The sequence below is a fragment of the Pseudomonas sp. VEM90 genome (assembly GCF_054611535.1).
This window is the reverse complement of record NZ_JBTRAR010000016.1, coordinates 84,176-105,289: the sequence shown is the minus strand read 5'-3', so window position 1 is coordinate 105,289 and position 21,114 is coordinate 84,176. Positions and strand designations below refer to the sequence as shown.

Here is a 21,114-nt window from a genome sequence, read left to right as displayed (position 1 = left end):
CTTTCTCAGCTTCAAATTGGACGTATGGCAGTGGCAACATGGATGTTATGAATCCTCCTACACGCCGGCATGTAGCCAGCAAAACACACTACCGCTGGCAAAGCGCCTCTCTCGAAAGCCATCTTCACGCTCTAGCCCCCCAATGGGAAGGAAAGACGCTGGAGATTACGACCGAGGTGCTGGGCGGTAATGCTTCGTTCGTGAACTACGTACGCCACCATCGGCTACAGGACCCTTGTACCGGTCAACCGGTAGAGGTCGTGGAAAAATCGATTCGCAAAATAGCGTTCATCGGCAGCCAGGAAGCGCGCTTTCACCGCGCAGATGGCATGCTGACCGGCAGCATACATTTTCACTACCCCGCCTGCCTGGGGGTTATTGAAACACCATGGGAAAGCTTGATCTTCACCGAGTTCGTACGCGGCAAGCCCCCACGAATGCACAAGATCGGCAAACCGCTGGCGCTAGGCATTGCAGAACTGGAGACGTTAAGCCATGACTATCTGCAAGCGCAGCCACTTGTAAAGGCACCTCTGCTTTGGAGCATGGATTTCTTCAGACCTTGGTTTCAACTTCGCCCACGCTTCAATTTCTCCCGGTGTTTGCCTGGATTGGTGAAGCTTGGGCTCGAAGACGAAAGGTTTGCTGGCCTTGCCGAGCGCTTCAAGGCATTTGTGCCGTTGACCCGAAAAATGGCAGCCAAAGCACGGCGCAGCAAGCGCTGCATCAGCCACATGGATTACCTGCAAAAAAATCTCTTCGTCGACAAAAGCCAGTTGCACCTGATCGACTGGAGCGAGGTAAAGGTTGGGCGCGTAGGCTTTGACGGCGGCGCCTACCTGGGCAGCCTGTTCCGGCGCAAGGACATGAAAGTATTCCTGGCAGCGCAGGCCGAGTTCATCGAGACGTACCGAGCAGCCCTGCCGGAGCGCTTCGATGTGGAACAGGCGCTAGGGAACTTGCGCTACGTGTTTCTCCTCACGGCGCTGTTCCACTGCTTGCGCCCAGAAACGGTCGCTGAGTACAAGGAGCGCGACCGGATGGGGTTGCTGCTGGAAAAATACACCTATTTGCTGGAGATGCTGGAGTAGGAGTAGATGAGCTTTTGTACCTATGGGAAAAAGCTTCGCGGGTAAACCCGCTCCTACAGGCGTGCGTACGTTCCCCAGCGGTGTGTGGTACGCCGCGTTTTCGGGGGAGTTTGTCGGGATCAGATATCATTTTGATACCATAGGACATCATCTGCACATATCGTCTAATTTCTTTTCGCGTTTTTTGCTCAGCGGCACGCCTACAAATGTGAATTTGTATTAAGATTCGCCCTCTTTCGTTTCCACCGGACCCGCAGGGCTACAGGCCCATGCCGCCCCTTTGCTGAATGGATGCCGCTCCACGTATATGGACGACGCTTCGCCCCGCCCTCGCCTGCTGATCCTGTCAAAAGGAGCCCAGCGCATCAGTACGTTGCCTGCCTTGCTGCCCGAATTCGCGCTGCAAAGCGGTGCCGTGCGCGATGTCGAGCTCGCTGATTGGGTAATGGCCTGGGGCCGCAAGCCAAGCGCCATCAAGGCGATGGCCGAGGCGCACAAGGCTGGCAAGCCCGTTCTCACGCTGGAAGACGGCTTCATCCGTTCCGTGGGCCTGGGCGCCGACGAGCCGCCCCTGTCGCTGATCGTCGATGACGTGGGCGTGTACTACGACGCCGCCCAGCCGTCCCGCCTCGAACAGTTGATCGCCACACCGCTAGACGCCGAGCAAACCCAACGTGCCCTGGCGCTACGTGACCTGTGGCAGCAGCAACGGGTGTCGAAGTACAACGACGCACGCATCGAGTTGCCAGCGTTACCGGCCGACTGCGTGCTGGTGGCCGACCAGACCTGTGGCGATGCCTCGTTGCAAGGTGCAGGGGCCGGCGACTTCCGGGCCATGCTGGAGGCGGCATTGGCCCGCTACCCGCATAGCACCATCGTGCTCAAGGTGCACCCCGACGTGGTGGCCGGGCGCAAGGCCGGGCACTTCGACCTGGCAGCGCTTGCCGGCAACCCGCGGGTGCAGATACTGGCCCACAATGTTCACCCGGCCGATTTGCTGCCACGCATGCGTGCAGTGTTCGTGATGACGTCGCAACTGGGCTTCGATGCCCTGCTTTGGAACGTCCCGGTGCACACCTGGGGCATGCCGTTCTATGCCGGCTGGGGGCTGACCGACGATCGCTTGCCGGCACCTTCGCGGCGCAAGCCTGTGCCGTTGGCGCAACTGATTCATGCCAGCCTGGTGGCCTACCCGCGCTATGTCTGCCCTGAACGGGGTCAGCCGTGCACGCCAGAGGTGCTGATCAACTGGCTGGGGCTGCAACGGCGGCACCGCAGCGTGTTGCCAAGCGCCGTACAGATGCTGGGTTTCAGCCGCTGGAAAGAACCGCTGGCAAACCTGTTTTTCAATGGCGCAGCCATTCGCTTCGTCAAGCCCGAGCAACCGCTGGCGCAAGACTTGCCCGTGGTGTCCTGGGGCTGCAAGCACGACACCCACCTTTGCGCCCACCCACTGCCCGTCAACCGGGTGGAAGACGGCTTTCTGCGCTCGGTCGGCCTGGGCGCCGGCAAGGCGCGACCGTTGTCGTGGGTGGTCGATGACCTGGGTATTTACTACGACGCCACCCGCCCTTCGCGCCTGGAGCGCATCCTGGCTGAAGAGCCATTCGACCCACAGTTGTTAGCCCGCGCGCATGCTTTGCGCCTGGCCATCTGCGCGGCGGGGCTGACCAAGTACAACTTGCCCGGCGCCAGCTGGCAGCGCCCTTCACATGCGCAACGGGTGATCCTGGTGCCTGGCCAGGTGGAGGGCGATGCGTCCATCCGCTTTGGCGGCAACCGTATCCGCAGCAACCTGCAACTGCTGCGCGCCGTGCGTGAGCAAAACCCTGATGCATGGGTGTTGTACAAACCCCACCCAGAGGTACTGGCCGGCACGCGCGCCCGCGGTGACGACGAAGCGCAAACCGTGCACTGGTGCGATGAAGTGATCGGCGATACGCCACTGCAGCAATTGCTGGAAGTGGTCGACGAATTGCATGTGCTGACCTCGCAGTCGGGCTTCGAGGCCCTGCTGCGCGGTGTGCCGGTGACGACCTATGGCCAGCCGTTCTACGCCGGCTGGGGGCTGACCCGCGACCTGGACCTTCAAGCACCGGTGCAGGCAAGGCGCAACCGACAACTGACGCTGGACCAGCTGGTTGCGGGCACGCTGCTGCTCTACCCCACTTACGTAAGCCTGGTGACCAACCGCTTCACCACCGCCGAACAAACCTTATACGAACTACAAAATTGGCACGCCTTACCGCAGCCTGGAGCTCCCTCCCGATGGCAGGACTTGAAACGACGCTTGAGCAGTTTGTTGGGCATGAAGCGCCCGACCAACTGAATGCAAGGGCGACGCGTGGTCCGCTGCTGCGTATCCCGTCACACAATTTTCTGCTGCTTCAGGGTGTCAGTTCGCCCTTCTTCAGTCGCCTTGCCAAGGGGCTGCGGGATATCGGCCAGCGGGTGCACAGTGTGCGCTTCAATGTCGGTGACGCCCTGTATGGCCCCAGCGGCGCGCAGCTGACCTGCCCGCACGCCCCGGAAGACATGCAGGCCTGGTATTCACAGGAGTTCCACCAACTGGGTATCACCGACCTGGTGCTATTCGGCGACTGTCGCCCGGTACACCGCCCGGCCGTGACCCTGGCGCGCTTGTCGGGCATCCGCGTGCACGTGTTCGAGGAAGGCTACTTTCGGCCGTATTGGGTGACGCTGGAACGCGACGGGGTCAACAACAACTCGCGTTTGCCACGTGACCCACAGTGGTACCGCGATGTGGGCAAGTACATTCCGCGCTACCAGAATGGCAACCCGTTCAAGCTGTCGTTCGCCGCACGTGCCACGCACGATGTGCTGTACCACGCCGGCGGCGCGCTGAACCGGCTGTGCTTCCCGCGCTACCGCACCCATGCCCCGTTCAACGCAGCCGTGGAGTACGCCGGTTTCATTCGCCAGGGCATGCGCCTGCTGCGTGCCCGTGTGCATGACGACGCGCTGGTGGCCGAAGTGGCCCGCGAACGGCACCCCACGTTTTTGCTGCCCTTGCAGCTGGACAGCGATGCGCAAATCCGCGACCACTCGCCGTTCCAGAACATGACCCAGGTGATCGAGCATGTGATCGACTCGTTCTCGCTCAACGCGCCCTTCGATGCGCGCCTGCTGGTGAAAAACCACCCGTTGACGCCTGGGCTGGTGAACTACCGCAAGGTCACCGAGCAGTTGGCGCGCAAGTACGACGTGGCCGAGCGTGTCGACTTCATGGAAAGCGGGCACATGCCTACGCTGCTCTCGCACATCACCGGCATGATCACCGTCAACAGTACCGCGGGGGCTTCTGCATTGCTGCACCACCGCCCTACCTGCACGCTGGCCGAGCCAATCTACGCGATGCCGGGGCTAACCCACCAGGGCGGGCTGGATGATTTCTGGCAGCAGCCCGAAGCGCCCGACAACACGCTGTTTCAACGTTTCCGCAACACCGTCATCCACACCACCCAGGTCAACGGCGGCTTCTACACCGCCTGCGGCATGGACATGGCCGTGGCCAACTGCCTGGAAGTGCTGATGGCGAAAACCTCAAGAATCGAAAAATACCTATGAGTTCGCATGCCTCACCCCGCTGCATCCTCATCACCGGCGCCACAGGCGGTATCGGTGGCGCGTTGGCGCCTGCCTACGCCGCCCCGGGGGTGACGCTGATCCTGCAAGGCCGGCGCCAGGACCGCCTGGCCGAAATGGCCGAACAATGCCGCGCCCTGGGTGCCCAGGTGTTGCTGGAGGCCCTCGACGTGCGCGACCTGGACGCCCTGCGGGCCATGGTGCGCCGGGTAAGCGAGCAGCATCAGCCCGACCTGGTGCTGGTGGGCGCTGGGCTTAACACCGCCGTGGGCGCCAATGGCGAAGCGGAAGGCTGGGACGACAGCCGCGCCCTGATGGAAGTGAACGTGATGGCCGCTCTGGCCACTGTCGAGGCCGCCCTGCCCGCCATGCGCAGCCGTGGCGATGGGCAAATCGCCCTGTTCAGTTCGCTGGCGGGCTGGCGTGGCTTGCCGGTCACACCGACCTACAGCGCCAGCAAGGCCGCCATCCGGGTGTACGGCGAGGCCATCCGCGACTGGCTGGCGCCGGAAGGGGTGAAAGTGAATGTGATTGTACCGGGGTATGTGGAGTCGAAGATGTGCTTCGAAATGCCCGGGCCTAAACCTTTTCTGTGGACCGCCGACAAAGCGGCCAGGCGTATCAAGCGCGGGCTGGCAGCGAACCAGGCGCGTATCAGCTTTCCGTTCCCGCTCAACCTGGGCACCTGGCTGCTGGGGCTTATTCCGCAGTGGCTTTCTTCGATGATCCTGCGTGGGTTGAAGTACAGTGATTGATGTTTCCATGTTGCCGGTCGCCTTGATCGGCCTGGGCTTGACCGTCGCGGTCGAGCGCCTGCTGGTTCCCCGCCCTGCCCTGCGTCGCCCGGCCGATTGCTGGCTGCTGCACGCGGGGCTGTGGTGTGTGGCCTTCGGGCTGTTGTATGGACTGACGGCGCGGCCGTTGTTCAGTGGCGTGAATGTGTTGCTGCTGTGGCTGCTGATCGTGCTGGTAAGCAACGCCAAGTATCACTCGCTGCGTGAGCCGTTTGTGTGTGCAGATTTCGAGTATTTCAGCGATGCAGTGAAGTTTCCGCGGTTGTACTTGCCGTTCTTTGGCTTTGGCAAGGCCGCGCTGCTGGCAGTGGGCTTTCTGGTTTACCTGTGGGCGGGGTTGAGCTTCGAGGTGCCGGGCGCGCGGCTTGAGGCGTTGCTGCCGTTGGCGCTGGGCCTGGGCTTGCTGCGCCTGGGGCATCGGCCTGTGAAGCCGAGCTTTGATGCCGAGCGGGATGTGCGCGGCTGGGGCTTGGCGGCCAGTTTGTGGCGGTACTTCTGGGCGGCGCGGGCGCCGGTGGACCGGGACGGGCTGGGCTCGCCGTTTGCGGGTGGGGCTGTGCCGGCCTCTTCGCAGCCGCCAGCGGCCCAGGCCGAGGCGTTGCCGGACTTGGTCTCGGTGCAGAGCGAGTCGTTCTTCGATGTGCGTGGGCTGTGGCCTGGCGTGCGCCCGCAAGTGCTCGAACAGTACGACCTGTTGGCCAGCCAGGCGCTGGCCCGGGGCAAGCTGCAGGTGGCGGCCTGGGGCGCCAATACGGTGCGTACCGAGTTCGCCTACCTTACCGGCATCCCCGCCGACCGGCTGGGCGTGCACCGCTTCAACCCGTACCGGGTGCTGGCCCGCCAAGGCCTGCCCAGTATCGCCTCCAGGCTCAAGGCGCAGGGGTACCGGACCATTTGCATCCACCCGTACGATGGTGGTTTCTATGGCCGCAACAAGGTGCTGCCGGCCTTGGGCTTTGATGAATTCATCGATGTGAAGGCGTTCAACGCTTCGCAAAAGGCCGGGCCGTTCATTGGTGATTGCGCCGTGGCAGACAAAATCCGCGCGCTGCTGCAGGCGCCAGGCCGCACCCAGCCGCTGTTCATCCATGCGGTCACCATGGAAAACCATGGCCCGTTGCACCTGGAAAGCGTAGCCGCGCACGAGCTGCCCGCCTGGTTCGACCGCCCGCTGCAACCGGGCATGGAAGACCTGGCGCCCTACCTGCGGCACATCGGCAATGCCGACCGCATGCTGGGCATGCTGCGCGAAACCTTGCTGGCCCAGCCGAACGAGGCGCTGCTGTGCTTCTTTGGCGACCATGTGCCGATTTTGCCCGAGGTGTACCAGGCTGTCGGTGCGCCCGCGGGGGATACCGACTACCTGGTGTGGTCCAACCGCCGCCAGCCTGGCTGCGGGGCCAGGCCAATGCCGGTGCAGCAGCTTTCCAGCACATTGCTGGCCCATGCCTTGGCGCCGGCAACCCGCCAGGACACGCCTATGGCCAGTGCCGGGGTAGCCTGACAACGTGGTGCGTATCGTTTTGGGATCGGACCTGTCGCCGGAGCGTGCCGCAGACCCTGCCTTGGCCCGCTTGCTGACCGAGGGGCGGGGGTCGCTGGCGTTTCTGATTGGCAATACGGCCTGCCGCTATCGCCTGCTGGGGGCGGCTATCCACTGGGACCGTGTGCTGCTGGCCTTCGATGGCGAGCAGGCACTGGGCTTTGCCGCGCTCAAGCATGGCCGGCGCGGGCCGTTTGCCTTGCACTGGCGGCCGTTCGTGCGTGAGTTCGGCGTGTTGAGTGGCTGGGTGCGGTTTATCGGGTTCTGCCTGAGCGAGTTGCGCGAATGGCGCTACCCGTTCTTGCTGTACGGGCTGCGGGTCAGCAAGGCCGCACGCCAGCAAGGCGTGGGCTCGGCGCTGGTGCAGGCGTGCTGCGCGCACGCCGCCGGCCAGGGCTTTACCCAGGTAGAGCTGGAGGTGCCGCTGAGCAATCATCGGGCGCAGCACCTGTACCTGCATAATGGCTTTGCCCTGCGCCGCAAGCGCTGGGTGCCGTTCCCGCCGGTGCGCAACATGTGGCGGGCTGTGTAATGCACAACACACCGCCCTTTGTACCCCACCCGCCCGAAGGTTACGTGCCACCCGATGCCTTGGTAGACGGCAGCGGCTGGATCGGCATCATGTCGCAATGGGTGGCCTGGAAGGTGCTGCACCTGCCGCAGTTCCTCGGCCCGGAAGGCCCGCCCTTCTGGCTGTGGCGCCGTGGCCGCAAGGCGCCCAAAGGGCTCAAGGCCATTGCCGGTATCGGCTACAAGCAGTCGTCGGCCCATGCCCGGGTGCTGTGCCAGCGCTGGGGGCTGCCCTACATTGCGCTGGAAGACGGTTTTTTGCGTTCATCTTCGTTGGGCATCGAGGGCGATACGCCGATGTCCATGGTGGTCGACCCGGTGGGCATCCACTACCTGGCAGACCGCCCGTCGCTGCTGGAAAACATCCTGCAGCAGCCCGAGGCGCTCAGCGCATACGAACTCGATTGCGCCCGCGAACTGATTGCCTTGATGCGCAGCAGCGGCATCGGCAAGTACAACAACGCCCAGGACCTGCCCGACGACGACCCGCTAGGCCGTGAACGACCGCTGGTGCTGGTGGTGGACCAGACTGCCGGGGATTATTCGATCCCGGGTGGCGGGCTATGCGAAGCCGACTACGTGCGAATGCTGGATGAGGCCCTGGCAGAAAACCCGGATGCCGACGTGCGCGTGCGCATTCACCCGGACTGCCTGGGCGGGCAAAAGCCCAGTTGCCTGCTGGATGCCGCGCGGGCCCGTGGGGTCACGCTGGAGGCGCGGCCGGTAGCCTGGGCGTCACTGGCCCGGCGTGCCCGGCGCGTGTACGTGGGCACCAGCCAGGCCGGGCTGGAGGCGTTGATCCAGGGCGTGCCGGTGACCTGTTTCGGGCTGCCGTTCTACGCGGGCTGGGGGTTGACCGATGACCGCATGGCCATTGCTCGCCGACAGGCCCGGCCAGACCTTGTGCAACTGGTGGCGGCGGCCTATGTGCGCTACTGCCGTTATGTCGACCCATTGAGCGGCCAACTGACCGATGCCTTGACCGTTGCCCGCCAGCTGGCCAACAAGAAAGCCCGCGATGCTGCGTTTGCCGGCCCCACCACGGTACTGGGCGTGAAGCGGCACAAGCAGCACAACATCCGGCGGTTTTTCGCAAGCCGTTGGGGGCAGTTGCGTTTCAGCGTGGACAGCCCGCAACTGATAAGCCAGGTTGCGGCCGAACAGGGCCGGCTGCTGGTGTGGGCTGCGCGCGAGCCGGCCGGCCTGGCCGAACGTGCGCGCCAGGCGGGGGTGCCACTGTGGCGGGTCGAGGATGGTTTCTTGCGCTCCACGGGGTTGGGGGCAACCAACAGCCCGGCGCTGTCACTGGTGCTGGACCGGGGTGGCATTCATTACGATGCGCAGTCTGCCAGCGACCTGGAGCAGCTGTTGCAGCAAGGCGAATTTGACGCCCCATGCCTGGCCGAAGCGGCGCGCTTGCGGGCGCAGATCGTTGCCAGCGGCACCAGCAAGTTCAACCTGCGCAGCAATGTGCGCCCGGCCCTGCTGGCGCAGCCGGGGCAGTTGCGGGTACTGGTGGTGGGCCAGGTCGAGGATGACGCCTCGGCGCTGTGCAGCGGTGGCGGTGCCGGGTGCAACCTGCGCCTGCTGCAACAGGTGCGCGCGCGGTTGCCGGATGCCTGGATTCTGTACAAGCCGCACCCCGACGTGGAGGCCGGCAAGCGCCGCGGGCACATCGCCCCGGCACAGCTGGTGGGGCTGGCCGATCAGGTACTGGCGGGTGTAGACATCGCCAGCCTGTATGGCCAGGTCGATGCACTGCATACGCTCAGTTCCACCGCCGGTTTCGAAGCCTTGCTGCGCGGGCTGCCGGTGGTCACCTATGGCACGCCGTTCTATGCCGGCTGGGGCCTGACCGAGGACCATCAGCCCTTGCCGCGCCGCACCCGGCGTTTAACCCTGGACCAGTTGGTAGCCGGCGCCTTGTTGCGCTATGCGCGCTATGCCGACGTCCAGCAAGACCTGCCCTGCGATGCCTGGCACGCCCTCGCCTGCCTCAACGCGCCACACCCGGCGCGGGTGGCCTATCGGCGAGTGGCGCCGTTGCTCAACTATACCCGGACCATGCTCGGCTGTGGCCGGCCATTGGCCCCATCAAAGGACTAGATCATGCCTGTTTCGATCAAGGACATCGGCCGTTACGCGGCACTCCCCTGGCATTGCCTGCAGTTGGCTACCCATGCCAAGTCGTTCGAGAACAACCCGGTGCTGGGCAGCGCCCGGCTCAATGCCCTGGGCCTGCATGTGCAGCGTCGTCAGTTGGCGATGGCCATGGCAGGTTACCGTCGCAATGCGCTGGCCTCGCGGCTGGATGCCGGTGAGCGCGCGCATTTTGAGCAGAACGGTTTTTTCATCCGTGAAAACGCCCTGCCTGCCGAGCAGTTTGCAGCCTTGCGCGCCGAGCTGGGTGCATTGCGCAGCACCGGCTGGGAAATGCGCCAGGGCCGTGCGGTTACCCGCCGGGTCAGCCTTGACCAGGACGTGCTGGCGCAAAACCCGGCCAGTGCGGCGTTTGTGGCGGACCGTGGGGTACGCGACCTGATTGCCTATGCGTCGTCCAATACCGGTGGCATTACCTACCAGTTGCAGTCGATCGTGATCGACGCTGCCAATGCCGACCAGGACCCGCAGACCCGCCTGCATGCCGACACCTTTCACCCCACGGCGAAGGCGTGGTTGTTTCTGGACGATGTGGCGGATGACCAAGGGCCGTTCAGTTATGTGCCGGGCTCGCACCGCCTGACGCCGGAGCGTTTGGCCTGGGAGTATCGCCAAAGCCTGGGGGCCGCGCGCTCCAGCGAGCAGATGCACCGTGAGGGTTCGTTCCGTATCGACGAGCCCGAGCTGGCTGCCCTCGGTTTGCCGCCGCCCCGTCGCTTTGCGGTGCCAGCCAACACCCTGGTGGTGGCGGATACCTCTGGTTTCCATGCCCGTTGTGCGAGCCACCAGGCCAGCCACCGCGTCGAAATTTATGCCAGCCTGCGGCGTAACCCGTTCATCCCCTGGCGCGGGGCGCACCTGTTTGCATTGCCATGGATTGCCAACCACCACATGCGTTGGGATATCCGGTTGAAGCAGTTGATGGGGTTTGGCAAGAAGAGCCATTGGCGGTTTGTGGAGCAGTTGAATGCGTATGAGGCGCCGCATATCTGACCCACGCCCAGTCCACCCCGGCCCGGTGGTTGAACGCAACCCGTCGTAGGAGCGGGTTTACCCGCGAAAGGGCCGGGCCTGCGGGCCAATATCCCTCGCCGGTCACCGTTGCCGCCGCTACCGTATTCGCGGGTGAACCCGCTCCTACGCTGATCGGGGGTGGGCACAGATCGGTGGTTGGGCGCCGACCGTCGTAGGAGCGGGTTTACCCGCGAAAGGGCCGGGCCTGTGGGCCAATATCCCTGGCCGGTCACCGTTGCTGCCGCCACCGTATTCGCGGGTGAACCCGCGAATATGCTGATCGGGGGTGGGCACAGATCGGGGGTTGGGCGCCGACCGTCTTACCCGCGAAAGGGCCGGGCCTGCTGGCCAATATCCCTGGCCGTTCACCGTTGCTGCCGCCACCGTATTCGCGGGTGAACCCGCTCCTACACGGAGGGTGAAAACGCATCGGTGGTCGGACATACGCCGTCGTAGGAGCGGGTTTACCCGCGAAAGGGCCGGGCCTGCGGGCCAATATCCCTGGCCAATCACCGCCCCCCCTGGTCGTTGGGCACATTCTGCAATGGTTGCACCGCTGCTGGCGTCATGAGGGCGTCTACGCTGGCTCGAACTATCGAAGCCTTCAAGGATGACCACATGCACTACGCCCATGCCCACCATCTGCGCCGCCACCGGGTTTCACACCCCGGCAGGCTGTACATGCTGACAACCGTCACCCACCAGCGTCGCCCGCTGTTTCACAACTTCAACCTGGCCAGGCTGGTGGTCAATCACTTGCGCCAGGCAGACCGGGAAAACAGCTGCGCCACGCTGGCCTGGGTGGTCATGCCCGACCATGTGCATTGGCTGATAGAACTGAAACAGGTGACGCTGGCCACGTTGATGCGCCGCTTCAAATCAAGGTCCAGCCTTGCCTTGCACAAGGCCGGCGTAACAACCAACCCCATTTGGCAGGCGGGCTACTGCGATCGCGCCATGCGCAAGGATGATGACCTGCTCAACGCCGCTCGCTACATCATTGCCAACCCGGTCAGGGGCGGCCTGGCACCCAATGTCGGCGAATACCCGCACTGGGATGCCATCTGGCTGTAGGCGTGGCCATCACCCCAGCCGCGCCATCTCCTCCGCCACCACCGCAACGGTATGCCTGATCTGCTCTTCGGTATGCTCGCAAGACACAAAAAACCGCACCCGCGCCGAATGCTCTGGCACCGCCGGGTACAAAATCGGCTGGGCATTGATGCCACGCTCGAACAGGGCGCTGGACAAGCGGCCGGCCTTGAACGAACTGCCGGTAATCACTGGGATCACCGCCAACCCGGTACTGGTCGCCGTGTCCAGCCCTGCTTCACGCGCCAGGCGCAGGAACAACTCCCCTCGCGCCTGCACTTGCGCTACCCGCTCGCTGTCAGCAGCCAGCAGCTTCAACGCTGCCAACGCAGAGGCCGTGACCGCCGGCGGCATGCCAACACTGTACAAAAAGCCCGGCGCCAGAAACTTCAGGTGCTCGATCAGCGCCGTGCGGCCCGCAATGTACCCGCCGCAACTGGCCAGGGTCTTGCTCAAGGTCCCCATCCAGATGTCGACGTCATCGCCAGCCAACCCATAGTGCTCGCGAATACCTTTGCCCGTCGCACCCATCACCCCCAGCGAATGGGCTTCATCCACCATCAGGAAAACCTTGTGCTTATGCTTGAGCTCGACGAACCGGGGTAGCTCGGGGTAGTCGCCGTCCATGCTGTAGATGCCTTCCACCACCACCAGCACCCGCTCGAAGTGCTGGCGCTGCTCGCCCAGCAGGCGGTCCAGCGCCTGCCAGTCGTTGTGGGCAAAACTCAGACGGCGGGCACCCGACAGCTGGATCCCCTGCAACACGCTGTTGTGAATCAGCTCGTCATGCACCACCAGGTCGCGTGGCCCGAACAGGTAGCCGATGGTGGTGACGTTGGTGGCATGGCCGCTGACCATCACCACCGCATCGTCCACTTCGTACAGGCGCGCCAGCTCGCGCTCGAGCTCGCGGTGCAGCGGGCGGTCGCCAGAAACCGGGCGGCTGGCCGACACCGAGGTGCCGTAGCGGTCGATCGCCGCCTTGGCCGCTTCGGCCACGGTCGGGTGGCCGGAGTAGCCCAGGTAGTTGTAACTGGCAAAGTTGAGAAACTCGCGCTCACCAATCTGCGTCTGAGCACCGGCGGTGCCCTGGTGCATACGGAAGAACGGGTTGCTCACGCCCAGTTGCATGGCGCTCTGCTGGATAACCCGCAGTTGCTGGTACCCCGGGTGCAGGTCAAAGCGATAGTGCGCCTCGGGCACCTTCAGGGCAGCCTGCTGCACCTGCTCCAGGGTGGCGCCCTGCTCGCCCTCGGCCGCATTGCGGCGTCGGGCGAGGGCTTGCTGGATCAGGCGTTGCTTGGCATCGCCACCAAGGCCGGTCGGGGTTCTGGCTGTCATCTGGCACTCTTAATCAATCAATCGGTTGGGTGCCGCGTTGCTGTCGGCCAAGGCTGCGTTCAACTGCGCCAACTCTTCGGCACTGTGCTCGCTGCCATGACGGGCAAGCACATTCTGCGCCAGTTGCTCTTCGCTGCTGCCCGCTTCACCGCGCAGCAGCTCCAGCAAACGTGCGGCAAGCTTGTCGATGCTGGAGCTGTCACTCAGCTCCATCACCGGCAGGCGAATACCGAAACGCTCTTCCAGCGCCACCACCAACTCGACGCTCATCAACGAATCGAGCCCCATTTCCTGCAGCGGGCGCTGGGCATCCAGGCGTGCTGGCGGCAGGCGCAAAATCTCGCACACCTCGTGCTTGAGCATGTCGACGAAGCGTTCGAGCAGTTCGCCATCGTCAAGCTCCTCCAGCATGCGCTGGATGTCTTCACCGCCACCTTCATCCTCATGGTCGCCGCCATAGGCACGGGCCAGTTCGCTGAAGCGTGGTGTAGTGGCGCTCGGCAGGAAGCGCGCCAGCGCCTTGAAGTCCAGCTCCAGCACGCCATGGCCGTTGTCACCCTGCAACAGCATGGCCTCGAGCTGTGCCAAGGCGGCCTCGGCCCGCAGCGCCGAGCCCCCCATGCGGCTCTGCAGGGCGTCCTTGATCTGGCTGTTGCGCGCCAGGAAGCCGACATCGTCGATGGCGCCCCACAGCACGGCGGTGGCTGCCTGCCCTTGAGCACGACGGTGCCGCGCAAGGGCTTCGAGCCAGTGGTTGGCCGCCACGTAGTTGGCCTGGCCGGGGTTGCCGAACAAGGTGGTGGCCGAGGAGAACATCACGAAGAAGTCCAGCGCCAGGCCCTGGGTCAGCTCGTGCAGGTACTGCGCGCCCTTGGCCTTGGGCTCCAGCACGCGACGCAACTGGTCGCCGTCAAGGTTGCGGATCAGGCTGTCGTCAATCACCGTCGCGGCATGCACCAGGCCACGCAGTGGCCACGGGCTGGCGGCGATGCGATCGAACACCCCTCGCAGTTGCTCACGGTCGGTGATGTCGCACGCCACGGCCTGCACATCGATACCTTGGGCGTGCCACAACGCCAGTTGCGGTTGGGCCTCTTCACTGGCCGGGCCACGACGGCCCAGCAACACCAGGTGACGGGCACCTTTGTCGATCAGCCACTGCGCAGTACGCAAGCCAAAGCCACCCAGGCCGCCGGTGACCAGGTAGCTGGCATCGTTGGCAAGCTGCAGTGCCCGCACCGGCTGCACACGGGTGTCGACAGTTTGCTGGATGGGGTTGGCGTAAGTCACCACGACCTTGCCAATCTGCCGCGCCTGCTGCATGTAACGGTAGGCTTCGACCACCTGGTTGGCGTCGAACTCGCGGAACGGCAACGGATGCAGAATGCCCTGCTCGAACAGCTCCATCATTTCGGCAAACAAACGGCGGGTGAGCGCGGGGCGCTCGCTCATCAACTGGTCAGCGTCGATACCGAAATAGCTGATGTTGTTGCGGAACGGGCGCAAGCCGATACGGGTGTTCTGGTAGAAGTCGCGCTTGCCCAGCTCAAGGAAGCGACCAAACGGCTTCAGCACCTGCAGGTTGCGGTTGATGGCCTCACCGGCCAGCGAATTGAGCACCACGTCCACACCACGCCCACCGGTGGCTGCCAGTACCTGGTCGGCATAAGCCAGCGAACGGGAGTCGTAGATGTGGCTGACGCCCAGCAGGCGCAGGAAGTCGCGCTTCTCATCGCTGCCTGCGGTGGCGTGAATTTCTGCGCCCAGCCATTTGGCGATCTGGATGGCAGCGATGCCCACGCCACCGGCAGCACCGTGGATCAGCACCTTCTCGCCCGGCTCCAGGCGCGCCAGGTGATGCAGCGCGTAGTACACGGTGAAGAAGGTACTCGGAATGGTCGCCGCCGCCTCGAACGACATCCCTTCAGGGATGCGTGCAACGGCGTTGGCGTTGGTGACCAGGCGGTTGGCGAAGCTGCAGGGGCCAAAGCCCACCACACGGTCACCCGGGGCGAAGTCGCCCACTGCCTCGGCGCCTTTGCCCTGCACCACACCGGCAAATTCGAAGCCCAGGGTAGGGCCGGAGAAGCCGTTTTCGATGGCTTCGTCCGACAGCAGGCCGAGGGCGAACATCACGTCACGGAAGTTAAGGCCCGTCGCGCGCACCTGAATGTCCAGCTCATCCGCCGCCGGTTGACGCGGCTCACGCACTTCCCAGCGCAGGTTGCGCAGCTGGCCCGGCAGGTCGAAGCCCAGGCACACCCACTGCGCATCGCCCACTGCGCGGCGCGGCTGGTCGGCCAGCACGCGCAGGCGCGGCACGTAGCGACGGCCTTCGCCGTCCAGGGCCAGCTCGGTTTCGCTGTCGGCGTGCAACAACGCGGGTACCGCCAGCTCGACCGCTGCCGCGTGGGCCAGATCGAGCAGGCGAATACGACAGTGCGGAGATTCGTTGGCCAGGGTACGGCCAAAGCCCCACAAGGCGGCGTCGCCGATGGCCGCAACGTCAGCGGCGGTGTCGACGCTGTGCAGGTGCTCGGCAGCGCCACGGCTGAACAGCCAGCACTGCGGGGCGATCGTCAGCGACTCACAGGCCTGCACCAGCGCGGCCGCTTGCATGCAGCGCTCGGCCTGGCCATCGAGGCCTGTGCCGCTGTCGAAACCGGCCAGGTGCAGCACATGCTCAGGGGGCTGGGCAAAGGCGCCAAGCTGGGCGGCCAGTGCCTGGGCGTCACCCGGCTGCAACAGGTCAACCTGCTGGCCTTGGGCGCGCAGTTGCTCTGCCAGGCGCAGGGCGGCGCCCTGCCCTGCTTCGGCGAGTACGGCCCAGCGCTGCACGGCCACAGGTGCAGCAGTGTCTGCACCGGCGGGCTTGTCCGCCAGCAACAGGTAGCTACCACAGGCGTTACCCGGCAACGCCTCCAGCGTGCGCAATGCGGTCAGGCCATGCCGCTGCAGCTCATGGCTCCAGAACGCCGGGCCTTGCTGGCGCGACAACGCCTGCTGCGGGCCGGCCAGCCACCAGTCTGGCTGGGCACCGAAGACGAAATCGGCCCAGCGCGCCGGGTACTGCCCAAGCAGCGCCAACTGGCCGTGCGGGTTGAGCCGGCCACTGGCCAGGCGCAGGGCGTCACCCAGCGTATCAAGGGGGCCAAAATCGGTCGGCACCAGTACCCAGTCGAACGTACCGGCGTCGGCCAGTTGCTCCAGGCCAAATACCTCCAGCGCCGGGCAGTCGTCACGCAGGCGCTGCTCAAGCTCAGGCTCGGCGACACAATAGGCATAATCGAGGCGATCGAAATCCAGACCGGCGTACAACAGCTCGGCAAACGAAGCGCCACCAAAGCCGAATTCCAGCACGCGCAGGCGCTGGCCCGGCGGCAGTTGCGCCAGGCGTGCGGCCAAGGTCTGGCCAATGCCGCTGAGCAGGTGCTGCTGCCCTGCCGCACCCAGCACCAGACGCGCCAGGCTAGCACCGCTGGTTTCGCGCGGTTGCAGGGTGTCGAAGGCCTGGCTGCCATCCAGCAACGCCGACAGATGTCGGCCGATGCGGCCCACGGAATGGATAATCTGGAAGTACTCGGGGTAGCTCTTGAACAGCTCTTGCCAGATAGCCTGCGAGGTCGGGCGCTCGCCGTGGTCGACCAGTTGCCAGCCGCCGTCAGCGCTGCGCTGCAGGCTGCCGTCGTGCTCGGCATGGCGCAACAGCATCGCCAGGAAGTCGCCCTGGCCCTGCGACCACTGCGCGACCTGCTCGGCACTGATGCAGCCGCCGGCCTGTTCCACCGCATCGAGGACAAAGCTGCTGCACAGCACATCCAGCAGTGGCTCCACTTCATTCAGGTAACGCACCTGCGCCGGCTCGTCCGCCAGGCACTGCAAGGCCTCGACCAGCGGCGAGCAGGCCACGGCGTTACGCTGCACAGGCACAACCGCGCCTGGCGCGGCCTGCCCAACATGGCCCATACGCTTGATATCGCCACTGCGGTCGTACTGCAGGCGTACGGCACGCATGCGCGCATCCTTGATCGCCAGCACAGCAGCGCCGCTGGCATCGAACAGGGTGAAGTCGACCAACAGCGAATGCGCGGTGCGCTTGCGCTGGCGCACCTCGGCCAGCACCGGCACACCGCCGGCATTGGTAAAGGCAATGCGCCCAAGCTTGACGGGGATGAACGCCAGGCCATCGTCATGCCCCTGGCGGCTGGCCAGCAGCTCGGTAATCAGCTGGAAGGCACCGTCCAGCAACGCCGGGTGCAGGTGCAGGCTTGCCAGTTCGTGTTCGATGGCAGCAGGCACGGTCAACTGCGCCAACACGCGCTCCCCCTCCAGCCAGGCTGCGGCCACGGTCTGGTAAGCGGGGCCGTAGTTCAGGCCAACCGCGCAGGTCATTGCCAGGTGCTGCTCGCCGGTGAAGTCTGCCGGGCGGGCTGGCAACGCCGGTGCCCGGGTGTCCAGCAGCACACCGCGCGCTTCGCCCGGCAAGCGTGCGACCACGTGCTGCACCCAGTCTTCGCGCTGCATCAACGTGCGCGAGCTGATGCGCAGCGTGCCGTCGGCCTCTTCCACCTGCACGCGCACTTTCTTGATGGCCTCGCTGCTCAGCAGCAGAGGGTTGTGGATTTCCAGCTCTTCAATATCGACGAACTCGCCCGGCTGGTGCAGTTGCGCAACGGCCAGGGCCAGCTCGGTAAAGCCTGCCCCCGGGAACAGTACCGACTCACCCACCTTGTGGTCGGCCAGGGTCGGGTACTGCTGGGTATCCAGGCGGTTTTCCCAGGTCAGCGCCTGGTCTGTTACCGGGTAACCCAGCAACGGGTGCACGCGCTCGTGGCTCAGCGGGCCATAGGCCTCGGCAGTGACCGGCAAGCTGAAATGGTCGCGCTGCCAGGCATAGTTAGGCAGGCGCAGCGGGCGCCCGGTCACCGGGAAGCGCGCCTGCCACTGTGGCTCGACGGCAGCAATCTGCAGGCGGGCTACGGTACGTTCCAGCAGCAGCGGGCTGTGGTCGCTGCGCTTGAGGGTGGCAATCACCTGCCCCGGTTGTTCGCACTCGGCCAGCACATCGTTGACGTAGCTGCGCAGGATCGCATGCGGGCCCACTTCGACGAACAGGTTAAGGCCATTGCGCACCAGGGCAGCCAGCGCGCCCTGGAACAGCACCGGGAAGCGGATGTTCTGCCACCAGTACTGGCTGTCCAGGCGTTCGCCGTTCAACTGGCCACCGACGACAGTGGAGTAGAACGGAATTTTCGTAGCCTGCGGGCGGATATGCGCGAGGTCGTCGATAACCGCTTGCTTGATCGGGTCCATGGCCGGCGAGTGGAAGGCGTAGTCCAGGTCCAGGCGACGGGCGAATACCTGGCGCTCTTCCAGGGCCGCTTCCAGCAGTGCCAGGGCGTCGACCTCACCGGCCACAGTAGCGCCGCGGGCGCTGTTCTCGCCAGCCACTACCAGGCGGCCGTCCAGTTTCAGTTCGGCAATCAGTTGCGCCGTGGCCTCACCCGAGAGGCCGACCGCCGTCATCTTCCCGGTACCACGGGTCAGGCCCTGCAGGCGGCTGCGGTGGAAGATGACCTGGGTGGCGTCCTCCAGGCTCAACGCGCCGCTGGCCCAGGCCGCCGCCACTTCACCCACACTGTGGCCGATCACCGCCACCGGGTGGATGCCCTCGGCAGCCAGCACTTTGGTAACCGCCACTTGCAGGGCAAACAGCGCCGGCTGGGCGATTTCGGTGCGCGCATAACGGCCTTCGCCGTTGTCACCCAGCAGCTCGGCGCGCAGCGAGTAGCCCGCCAAGGGCTGGAACAACGCGTCCACTTCATCCACGGCGGCGGCGAACAGCGGCTGGTCGAGCATCGCCCGGCCCATGCCCTGCCATTGCGAGCCGTTGCCGGAATAGACAAATACCGGTGCCGAGGCGCCGTCCAGGGCCTGGCCGGCCTCCAGCACTGCGCTCAGTTCGCTGAGGGCCGGGTCCTGGGCATAGTCGTCCAGCGCCTGGGCGGCTTCGGCTGCGTTGTCGCAGACCAGCAGCAGGCGGTGGCTGTGTGCATCGCGGCGATACATCGCCTGGTAGGCCACATCGTAATAGTCGGCCTGGGGCTGCTCGGCCAGGTAGGCGGCAAAGCGTTCAGCGGTTGCGCGCAGGCCTTCTTCGCTCTTGGCACTGAGCAGCAACGGCACCCGCGGGGCGCTGGCCGCTTGCGCTGCCGGCGCCTGTGGCTCGGGGCTTTGCAGGATGACGTGGGCGTTGGCGCCGCCAAAGCCGAACGAGTTCACCCCCACGGTCAACTGGCCATCGGCCTTCAGCGGCAGGGGCTCGGTGACCACTTGCAGGTTGAGGTCGGCGAACGCGATGTTCGGGTTCAGCGCCTGCACGCCAATGGTAGCGGGCACGGTGCGCTCGGCCAGGCAGTTCAGTGCCTTTATCAGGCCGGCCACGCCAGAGGCGGCTTCAAGGTGCCCGAGGTTGCTTTTCACCGAGCCGATTGGCAGCGGGTTGCCGGCGCCGCGCGCCTGGCCCAGCGCCTCGCCGATGGCGCGGGTTTCGATCGGGTCCCCCACGGCGGTACCGGTGCCGTGGGCTTCCAGGTAGTCCAGCTGCTCGGGGGCGATGCCGGCCTGGGTGTAGGCGCGCTTGAGCAACGCCGCCTGGGCCTCGGCATTGGGCAGGGTCAGGCTGGACTTGCGCCCGTCGGTGTTCACCGCACTGGCCGCCACCACCGCCAAAATGGTATTTCCATCGGCCACTGCCTGGTCGTAGTCCTTGAGCAGGAACAACCCGCCGCCTTCGGAGCGGGCATAACCGTCGCCGTTTTCGTCGAACGACTGGCAGCGCCCGGTGCGCGACAGCATGGTCGCCTTGGCGAAGATCATGAAGCCGAACGGGTGCATGTGCAGGCTGATACCGCCCGTTACGGCTTGGTCGACATCACCGCTGAGGATGGCCTGGCACGCCTGGTGGAAGGCCACCAGCGACGACGAGCAGGCGGTGTCGATGGCCATGCTCGGGCCACGCAGGTCGTAGAAGAACGACAGGCGGTTGGCCGCGATGCTCATGGTGTTGCCGGTCGCCGTGGCGCCATCGATGGCCGACAGGTCCTCGAGCAGGCGGTAGGACTGCTCGACACCGGCGATGCCCAGGTAGACGCCGCAGTTGCTGCCACGCAGGCTGGACGGCTTGACCCCGGCGTTTTCGAAGGTTTCCCAGCACATTTCCAGCAGCATGCGCTGCTGCGGGTCCATCATCGCGGCTTCACGCGGCGAGATGCTGAAGAAGCCAGCGTCGAAAGCGCTGATATCCCCCAGGGTGCCTGAGGCGAAGGTGTAGCTGGTTGCAGGGCTGGCCTTGTCCGGGTGCAGGAACTCGCGTTTGTTCCAACGCGACGGGTCAACCTGGGTCACCAGGTCGCGGCCCTCCATCAGGTTTTGCCAGAAGCCTGCATTGGAAGAGCCAGGAAAACGGTACGCACAACCAACGATTGCAACCTTTCTACGCTTGATCAAAACCTATTCCTTCAAATCTCATCGGGCACCGTCCCATCCGTCGGACAGCCGGCATGCCTGGCCCGGCCACGAAACTGGCCAGTCGTTATATGTCACTGATGATTGTCTGGGTACCTGAAACTGCCATGCCCGCAGGGGGCGCAAGACTCATGGTCTGGAACTGGCGTGGGAATGTTCAGATTTGTGTATGCGGATGATACGCGGGTTGCCGGGGTGGGAAAACCCTGGGGTGAGGGATGGTTCACGGATCGGCGTAGGAGCGGGTTTACCCGCGAATACGGTGGCGGCTGCGACGGTGAATGACCGGGGGAGATTGGCCAGCAGGCCCGGCCCTTTCGCGGGTGAACCCGCTCCTACGACGTCCTGTGTTCGACTTCCGATGGGGGGCCACCGC

The 21,114-nt window shown here is 64.9% G+C and carries 11 protein-coding genes; 9 read left to right on the top strand and 2 right to left on the bottom strand.

Annotated elements, in window-relative coordinates; translation table 11 throughout:
* The first annotated feature begins 38 nt into the window (after window positions 1-38).
* From ACYCCG_RS16605 to ACYCCG_RS16565, 9 genes are all read left to right on the top strand, one after another.
* A complete protein-coding gene (locus ACYCCG_RS16605) occupies window positions 39-1,091 on the top strand; it encodes a phosphotransferase (protein ID WP_459671186.1) in 1,053 nt (350 codons plus the stop codon).
* 307 nt (window positions 1,092-1,398) lie between these two features.
* Complete coding sequence (locus ACYCCG_RS16600) at window positions 1,399-3,420, top strand: capsular polysaccharide biosynthesis protein (protein WP_459671184.1); 2,022 nt, start codon at window positions 1,399-1,401, stop codon at window positions 3,418-3,420.
* Window positions 3,360-4,679, top strand: coding sequence for a capsule biosynthesis protein (locus ACYCCG_RS16595; RefSeq protein ID WP_459671182.1), 1,320 nt, complete (start codon window positions 3,360-3,362; stop codon window positions 4,677-4,679). Before ACYCCG_RS16600 ends, ACYCCG_RS16595 begins: the two co-directional genes overlap by 61 nt.
* Window positions 4,676-5,452, top strand: coding sequence for an SDR family NAD(P)-dependent oxidoreductase (locus ACYCCG_RS16590; RefSeq protein ID WP_459671180.1), 777 nt, complete (start codon window positions 4,676-4,678; stop codon window positions 5,450-5,452). The genes ACYCCG_RS16595 and ACYCCG_RS16590 overlap by 4 nt, the downstream gene beginning before the upstream one ends.
* 7 nt (window positions 5,453-5,459) lie before the next feature.
* Window positions 5,460-6,995: an LTA synthase family protein gene (locus tag ACYCCG_RS16585; RefSeq protein ID WP_339444512.1), complete on the top strand. Its 1,536-nt coding sequence runs from the start codon at window positions 5,460-5,462 to the stop codon at window positions 6,993-6,995.
* Window positions 6,996-6,999: 4 nt separating this feature from the next.
* Window positions 7,000-7,566, top strand: a complete 567-nt coding sequence (locus tag ACYCCG_RS16580) for a GNAT family N-acetyltransferase (RefSeq protein WP_121162019.1) — start codon at window positions 7,000-7,002, stop codon at window positions 7,564-7,566.
* Entirely contained in the window at window positions 7,566-9,710 is a 2,145-nt protein-coding gene (locus tag ACYCCG_RS16575) for a capsular polysaccharide biosynthesis protein (protein ID WP_459671177.1), read from the top strand. Before ACYCCG_RS16580 ends, ACYCCG_RS16575 begins: the two co-directional genes overlap by 1 nt.
* A 3-nt stretch (window positions 9,711-9,713) precedes the next feature.
* Window positions 9,714-10,757, top strand: a complete 1,044-nt coding sequence (locus ACYCCG_RS16570; protein ID WP_176685666.1) for a phytanoyl-CoA dioxygenase family protein — start codon at window positions 9,714-9,716, stop codon at window positions 10,755-10,757.
* Between the two features lie 639 nt (window positions 10,758-11,396).
* Window positions 11,397-11,852 (top strand): REP-associated tyrosine transposase, encoded by a 456-nt coding sequence (locus tag ACYCCG_RS16565; protein WP_459671174.1) that lies wholly within the window; start codon window positions 11,397-11,399, stop codon window positions 11,850-11,852.
* Window positions 11,853-11,861: 9 nt separating this feature from the next.
* Here the strand turns inward: ACYCCG_RS16565 and ACYCCG_RS16560 are convergent, their stop codons facing one another.
* On the bottom strand, window positions 11,862-13,211 hold the full coding sequence (locus tag ACYCCG_RS16560; RefSeq protein ID WP_459671172.1) for an aminotransferase class I/II-fold pyridoxal phosphate-dependent enzyme: 1,350 nt from the start codon (window positions 13,209-13,211) through the stop codon (window positions 11,862-11,864).
* Between the two features lie 9 nt (window positions 13,212-13,220).
* On the bottom strand, window positions 13,221-20,720 hold the full coding sequence (locus tag ACYCCG_RS16555) for an SDR family NAD(P)-dependent oxidoreductase (protein WP_459671170.1): 7,500 nt from the start codon (window positions 20,718-20,720) through the stop codon (window positions 13,221-13,223).
* Between the last annotated feature and the right edge of the window lie 394 nt (window positions 20,721-21,114).

Coding starts and splice junctions, on each gene's coding strand:
- ACYCCG_RS16570 (WP_176685666.1), top strand. CDS start 9,714: ATGCCTGTTTCGATCAAGGACATCGGCCGTTACGCGGCACTCCCCTGG.
- ACYCCG_RS16595 (WP_459671182.1), top strand. CDS start 3,360: ATGGCAGGACTTGAAACGACGCTTGAGCAGTTTGTTGGGCATGAAGCG.
- ACYCCG_RS16590 (WP_459671180.1), top strand. CDS start 4,676: ATGAGTTCGCATGCCTCACCCCGCTGCATCCTCATCACCGGCGCCACA.
- ACYCCG_RS16585 (WP_339444512.1), top strand. CDS start 5,460: ATGTTGCCGGTCGCCTTGATCGGCCTGGGCTTGACCGTCGCGGTCGAG.
- ACYCCG_RS16605 (WP_459671186.1), top strand. CDS start 39: ATGGATGTTATGAATCCTCCTACACGCCGGCATGTAGCCAGCAAAACA.
- ACYCCG_RS16575 (WP_459671177.1), top strand. CDS start 7,566: ATGCACAACACACCGCCCTTTGTACCCCACCCGCCCGAAGGTTACGTG.
- ACYCCG_RS16565 (WP_459671174.1), top strand. CDS start 11,397: ATGCACTACGCCCATGCCCACCATCTGCGCCGCCACCGGGTTTCACAC.
- ACYCCG_RS16560 (WP_459671172.1), bottom strand. CDS start 13,211: ATGACAGCCAGAACCCCGACCGGCCTTGGTGGCGATGCCAAGCAACGC.
- ACYCCG_RS16600 (WP_459671184.1), top strand. CDS start 1,399: ATGGACGACGCTTCGCCCCGCCCTCGCCTGCTGATCCTGTCAAAAGGA.